This window comes from Streptomyces sp. NPDC004561 (assembly GCF_053602155.1).
The window spans coordinates 1-5,539 of record NZ_JBSGDB010000535.1 but is presented as its reverse complement, the minus strand read 5'-3'; the positions used below and the strand labels follow the sequence as shown (position 1 = coordinate 5,539).

Genomic DNA, 5,539 nt, shown 5'->3' with positions numbered 1-5,539 from the left:
GCAGCGTCGTGCACGCCCGGGAGTCCTTCACGGCGCGCTACGACGGCACCGACCGCTGGCTGTGCAAGATCATCGTCAGCCGTGACCTGCCCGGCCGATCTGAAGTGCCGTGCCGCCGGCTACGCGCGCCTGCTGATGCGTTACGAGGACCAGTCCGAGCAGGCCGGCGGCCCGCTGCCGCCGCAGCTCGTCGCCGAACTGACCCGGGCCGCCATGGACGCCGGCGTCTACGCCATCAACATGCCCGCCGAATGGGGCGGAGCCGGACTCAGCCTCCTCGACCAGGTCATCGTGGAGGAGGAGTTCGGCAAGGTCACCAACTGCCTGTGGGACATCCCCTGGCGGCCCGCCAACGTCCTCGCGTACGGTGACGAGCGGCAGCGCGAGAAGTATCTGCTGCCCGTGATCCGGGCGGAGAGGTTCGACGCGTTCGCCGTCACCGAGCCGGGCGCCGGTTCGGACCCGTCCTCCGGGACCTCCACGGCGACCCGCACCGAGGGCGGCTGGCTGCTAGACGGCGAGAAGTGGTTCGTCACCTGCGGCGACATCGCCGACTTCCTGCTGGTGCAGGCGGACGCCGGCCCGGACCGGCTGCCCACCCTCTTCTTCGTCGACAAGGCCGCGCCCGGCGTCGAGATGACCCGCGTGCCGCACTTCATGCACTCCGCGGTCAACGGGCACCCCGAGTTCACCTTCACCGACGTCTTCGTGGCCGACGAGGACGTGCTCGGCGGCGTGGGCGACGGCTACGAGCTGACCAAGGAATGGTTCACCGACGAGCGCCTGATGATCGCCGCGCGCACCGTCGGCGCGGCCGAGCGCGCCCTCCAGCTGGCCCGTGACTGGGCGGTGGAGCGCGAGCAGTTCGGGGCGCCGATCGCGTCGTACCAGCTGATCCAGGGCATGCTCGCGGACTGCGCCGTGGACATCGCGGTCAACCGCGCCTACACGCACCAGGTCGCCTGGGAGGCCGACCAGCCGCACACCGACCGCAAGACGCTGCACGCGAAGGCCTCCACCGCCAAGCTCGCCGCCAGCGAGGCCGCCGGCCGGGTCGCCGACCGCTGTCTGCAGATCTTCGGCGGCCGCGGCTACGACCGCACCTACCCCGTCGAGCGCATGTACCGGGAGCTGCGCGTCGACCGGATCTGGGAGGGGACCTCCGAGATCCAGCGGCTGATCATCGCCAACGAGCTGATCAAGCGCGGCACCCGCGCCCTGGCCCTGCCCACGCACTGAGATCCCCCTCCTCACCACCAGCCCTGCCATCACCGCACAGCGAGGACTTCCATGGACTTCCGTCTCACCCCGCGCCAGGCACAGCTCAAGGCCGAGGCGCGCGCCCTCACCGACTTCATCGCCGCCTACGAGATCCAGTGCGAGGAGGAGAACGGCCTGCCGGCCGACGCGCACGCCAGGATCCGCGACGCGGTCCTCGAAGCGGGACTCCAGGCCGTCAACATGCCGGCCGAATGGGGCGGCGCCGGACTCACCATCGCCGAGCAGGTCACCGTGCAGGAGGAGCTGGGACGGCTCACCGGCGCCCTGTGGGACATGGTGTGGCGGCCCGCCAACGCGCTGCGCTTCTGCACCCCGGAGCAGCGCGAGCGCTTCCTCGTCCCGGTGATCAGGGGTGAGCGGCGCGACTGCTACGCCGTCACCGAGCCCGGCGCCGGCTCGGACCCGCAGAATCTCGCCACCACGGCGACGAGGAACGACCGGGGCTGGGTGCTCTCCGGCGAGAAATGGTTCGTGACGGTCGGCGACCACGCCGACTTCATGATCGTGCTCGCCGCCGCGGGTCCGGAGCGTGCGCCGACGCTGTTCCTCGTCGACAAGGGCACCCCCGGCATCGAGATGACGCGCGTGCCCCGCTTCATGCACACCTTCGTCTACGAGCACCCCGAGTTCACCTTCACCGACGTCCAGGTCGGCGAGGACGCCGTGCTCGGCGGCATCGGCGAGGGGTACGACATCACGCGCTCCTGGTTCACCGAGGAGCGCCTGATGATCGCCGCACGCACCACGGGCGCGGCCGAGCGGGCTCTGGAGCTGGCCCGTGACTGGGCGGTGGAGCGGGAGCAGTTCGGGGCGCCGATCGCGTCGTACCAGCTGATCCAGGGCATGCTCGCGGACTGCGCCGTGGACATCGCGGTCAACCGCGCCTACACGCACCAGGTCGCCTGGGAGGTGGACCAGGCCTCGGCCGGCGACCGCAAGACGCTGCACGCCAAGGCGTCGATCGCCAAGCTCGCCGCGAGCGAGGCCTCAGGCCGGGTGATCGACCGCTGTCTGCAGATCCACGGCGGCCGGGGCTACGACCGCAGCTACGCCGTCGAGCGGCTCTACCGGGAGTTGCGCGTCGACCGGATCTGGGAGGGCACCTCCGAGATCCAGCGGCTGATCATCGCCAACGAGCTGATCAAGCGCGGCTCGGGGGTCCTGGACCTGCCCACCGCCTGACACCACACCCGGCACGGATCGAAGGGAAGCCCGGATGACCGACATCGAACGCGTCGGAGTCGTCGGCTGCGGACTCATGGGTGCGGGCATCGCCGAGGTCTGTGCGCGGTCCGGCCTGCCGGTGACCGTGGTGGAACGCGACGCGGAGGCGGCCCGCGCGGGCCGCCTGCGCATCGCCCGCTCACTCGACCGGGCCGCCGCGCACGGCAGGCTGACCGGGGAACAGCGCCAGGCCGCCGGTGCCCTGGTCACCGTGGTCGACCAGATCGAGGCACTGCACGACCGCGACCTGGTGATCGAGGCCGTGGCGGAGGACGAGCGCCTCAAGGCCGACGTCTTCACCCGCCTCGACGCCGTGGTGGCCGACGGGCACGCCGTCCTCGCGACGAACACCTCCTCCATCCCGGTCATCCGGCTCGCCGCCGCGACCGGCCGTCCCGAGCACGTCGTGGGCGTGCACTTCTTCAACCCCGTACCGGTGCTGCGGCTGGTCGAGCTCGTACCGTCCCTGCTCACCTCGGCCGACACCGTGGCACGTGCCGAGACCTTCGTGACGGGCACGCTGGGCAAGGAGGTCGTGCGCACCCGGGACCGGGCCGGCTTCGTCGTCAACGCGCTGCTCGTCCCGTACCTGCTGGCCGCCGTCCGCATGGTGGAGTCGGGCGCCGCGAGCGTCGAGGACGTCGACCGCGGCATGGTCCTCGGCTGCGCCCATCCGCTCGGTCCGCTGGCCCTGACGGACCTCATCGGCCTGGACACCACGCGGGCCATCGCCGAGTCGCTGTACGCCGAGTTCCGCGAGCCCCAGTTCTCACCGCCCCCGCTGCTGTCCCGGATGGTGGAGGCCGGGCTGCTGGGGCGGAAGTCCGGGCGGGGTTTCCACACGTACGACGAGCGGCCAGGGCGCGAGACGGTCGTCCCGGCGATGCCGCGATGAGGGGAACGTGAGGGAAGATGGTCATGGCCTACGACCACCGGACGAGGGGAGCGGCAGGGTGTCCACCAAGGTGCGCACGGCAGACACACGCGAGCGCATCCTGACCGCGGCGTGCGAGGTCATCGCCGAGATCGGCTTCGAGAAGATCCGCATGCGCATGGTCGCCGAGCGGGCGGGGGTGTCGACCGCGCTGCTGCACTACCACTTCGACACACGCGAGAAGCTGTTCACCGAGGCGATGACGCACTCCTTCGCCCACACCGCCCTCGACGCGGAACGCGACGCGGAGACGGCGCCCGCCGCCGTCGTGCTGGCCCGCATCCTGCGCAGCCTGCTGCCGACCGATCCCGAACTCCACCAGGACTGGCGGCTGTGGCAGGAGCTGTGGGCCCGGGCCCTGCGCGACGAGACCACCCGCGCCTTCGCGGTCGACCTCTACGCGCAGCTGCACGCCTGGGTGGCCGGAGCGGTACTGCGTGGCATCGATTCCGGCGAGTTCGCGCCGGCCGACGTGGACGGCCTGAGCACGCTGGTCCTGTCGCTGAGCGACGGCTACGGGATCCGGCTGATGCTGCGCGACCCGACGGTCACCCTGGACACGGCCCTCACCGCCATCTGGCGCCAGGTGTCCGCCGCGCTGGGACTTCCGGACGCGTTGCCGGCGGAGTGAGGACGCCCGGAACCGACCGTCCGGTAGGCCGGGCACAGTGTACTGGCAGGTAACCGCGCGTGAGGCGTGTTTTCCATAACGATCTTGTCGTAAACCTTGTGTGAATTTCAGTCACCTCTAGCCTCCCTCCATGGCTTTTCTTTCAAGTCGCCGCAAACGGGCGCGTCTCGCGCCGGAACTCGACGACCAGGATCTGGGCAGGCTGCTGAAGACCCTGCTCGCGACCACGAGGACCGGCACGATCGCGACGACGGACCTGTGCGTCGCACAGATCTCCCGTCTCCTGGACCAGGACGCAGGCGACTGGGACCGCAGGACACACCGCATGGGTGTCCTGGCGGACTTCCTGGCCGAATCGCATCTGCCGCGTTCCTGGGCCACGCGTGAGCCGCGCAACACGAGCGCGCTCACGCTGTACGCCTGGGCACAGGTGGCCCGGGCCCGTTCCCTGGGACGCCCGGAGGCCGCGACCGACGCCGCCGAGAGCTGCTTCCGGGCTGCCGAGGTGGCTCCGGACGACCCCACCCCCTGGGTGGCCCTCCTGGCGGTGGCACGCCTGCAACGCTGGGAGCAGCCACAGGCGTTCGGGGTGTGGAACGAGGTGCTCTCGCGCGACCGCTGGAACCGCGAGGCCTACCTGAGCATGCTGGGCTATCTCAGCCCGGAGGAAGGGGGCTCGCGCATCCAGGTCCTGGACTTCGTCGACGCCCTGTGCGCGCGCATGCCCGCCAACGCGCCCTGCGCCGCGACGGAACTCACCGCCCAGGTGCTGCAGTACCACTCGGTGCTCGGCCGGGGCGGATTCGAAGCGCTGGTGGCACGCAACCACTGGTCCCACGCGATGGCCGCCCAGGCCCTCGACCGGGTGGCCCACACCTGGACCCAACCGGGTTTCCTCCGCCACGCCCGGGCCATCGCCGACCTCAACGTCCTCGCCTACGCGCTGATGGCCGCGGACCGCCGTCGTGAGGCCGGCGCGGTCTTCGAGGGGATCGGCGGCTTCGTCACCGCATGGCCCTGGCAGAACGCCGGCGACCCGATCACGGAGTTCGAGCAGGCCCAGCGGAGGGCCACCGTCGGCCTGTGACGCCCCGCGTCCCGGGCCCGCCACCGGCCCTGGGAGGGTGGCCGCGGGTGCGGTGCCGAACCCGCCGTGTGCCCGCCGCCGGGTGAATGCGCCGGTGCGGTGTTTGCCTCGGCGGCCGTTGATCGTCACGCTGGGCGGATGGTCCTTGTTCCGGGTTGGGTCTGGCGAGGGGGACCGCTGCGCAGGGCCCTGGCCGGCGGACTCGCCGTGGGCGTCTTCTCGGGAGCCTTCGTCCTGGTCGAGTCGGGGTCGTGGCCGGCGGCCTTCGTGGTGTTCGTGGTGCTCGGCCTGTAGGCGGGCAGCAGCAGCCCGCGCCGTTTGAGCCGGGACACCGAGGAGCGTACGGAGGGCGCGTCAACGCCGACCGCGGCCAGCAACCGGA

5 protein-coding genes and 1 pseudogene are annotated in these 5,539 nt (G+C 71.3%); 5 read left to right on the top strand and 1 reads right to left on the bottom strand.

What is annotated here, in order from left to right; all coding sequences use genetic code 11:
* Positions 1–81 precede the first annotated feature (81 nt).
* The 5 genes from ACWEN3_RS40020 to ACWEN3_RS40000 all read left to right on the top strand — a co-directional run bounded on the left by ACWEN3_RS40020 (position 82) and on the right by ACWEN3_RS40000 (position 5,157).
* Positions 82–1,239 (top strand): acyl-CoA dehydrogenase family protein, encoded by a 1,158-nt coding sequence (locus ACWEN3_RS40020; RefSeq protein ID WP_452981721.1) that lies wholly within the window; start codon positions 82–84, stop codon positions 1,237–1,239.
* Between the two features lie 51 nt (positions 1,240–1,290).
* The gene (locus ACWEN3_RS40015) at positions 1,291–2,463 is read left to right on the top strand and encodes an acyl-CoA dehydrogenase family protein (protein WP_452981718.1); all 1,173 of its coding nucleotides are present in this window, start codon (positions 1,291–1,293) and stop codon (positions 2,461–2,463) included.
* A gap of 34 nt (positions 2,464–2,497) precedes the next feature.
* Positions 2,498–3,400, top strand: coding sequence for a 3-hydroxybutyryl-CoA dehydrogenase (locus ACWEN3_RS40010; protein ID WP_452981715.1), 903 nt, complete (start codon positions 2,498–2,500; stop codon positions 3,398–3,400).
* Between the two features lie 58 nt (positions 3,401–3,458).
* Complete coding sequence (locus ACWEN3_RS40005) at positions 3,459–4,070, top strand: TetR/AcrR family transcriptional regulator (RefSeq protein ID WP_452981712.1); 612 nt, start codon at positions 3,459–3,461, stop codon at positions 4,068–4,070.
* 130 nt (positions 4,071–4,200) lie between these two features.
* Positions 4,201–5,157 carry a hypothetical protein gene (locus ACWEN3_RS40000; RefSeq protein WP_452981709.1) on the top strand — a complete coding sequence of 319 codons (957 nt, stop codon included), beginning with the start codon at positions 4,201–4,203 and terminating at the stop codon, positions 5,155–5,157.
* Between the two features lie 125 nt (positions 5,158–5,282).
* On the opposite strand, the pseudogene ACWEN3_RS39995 reads toward ACWEN3_RS40000, so the two are convergent.
* Positions 5,283–5,539: pseudogene (locus ACWEN3_RS39995) on the bottom strand (hypothetical protein); the annotation flags it as partial.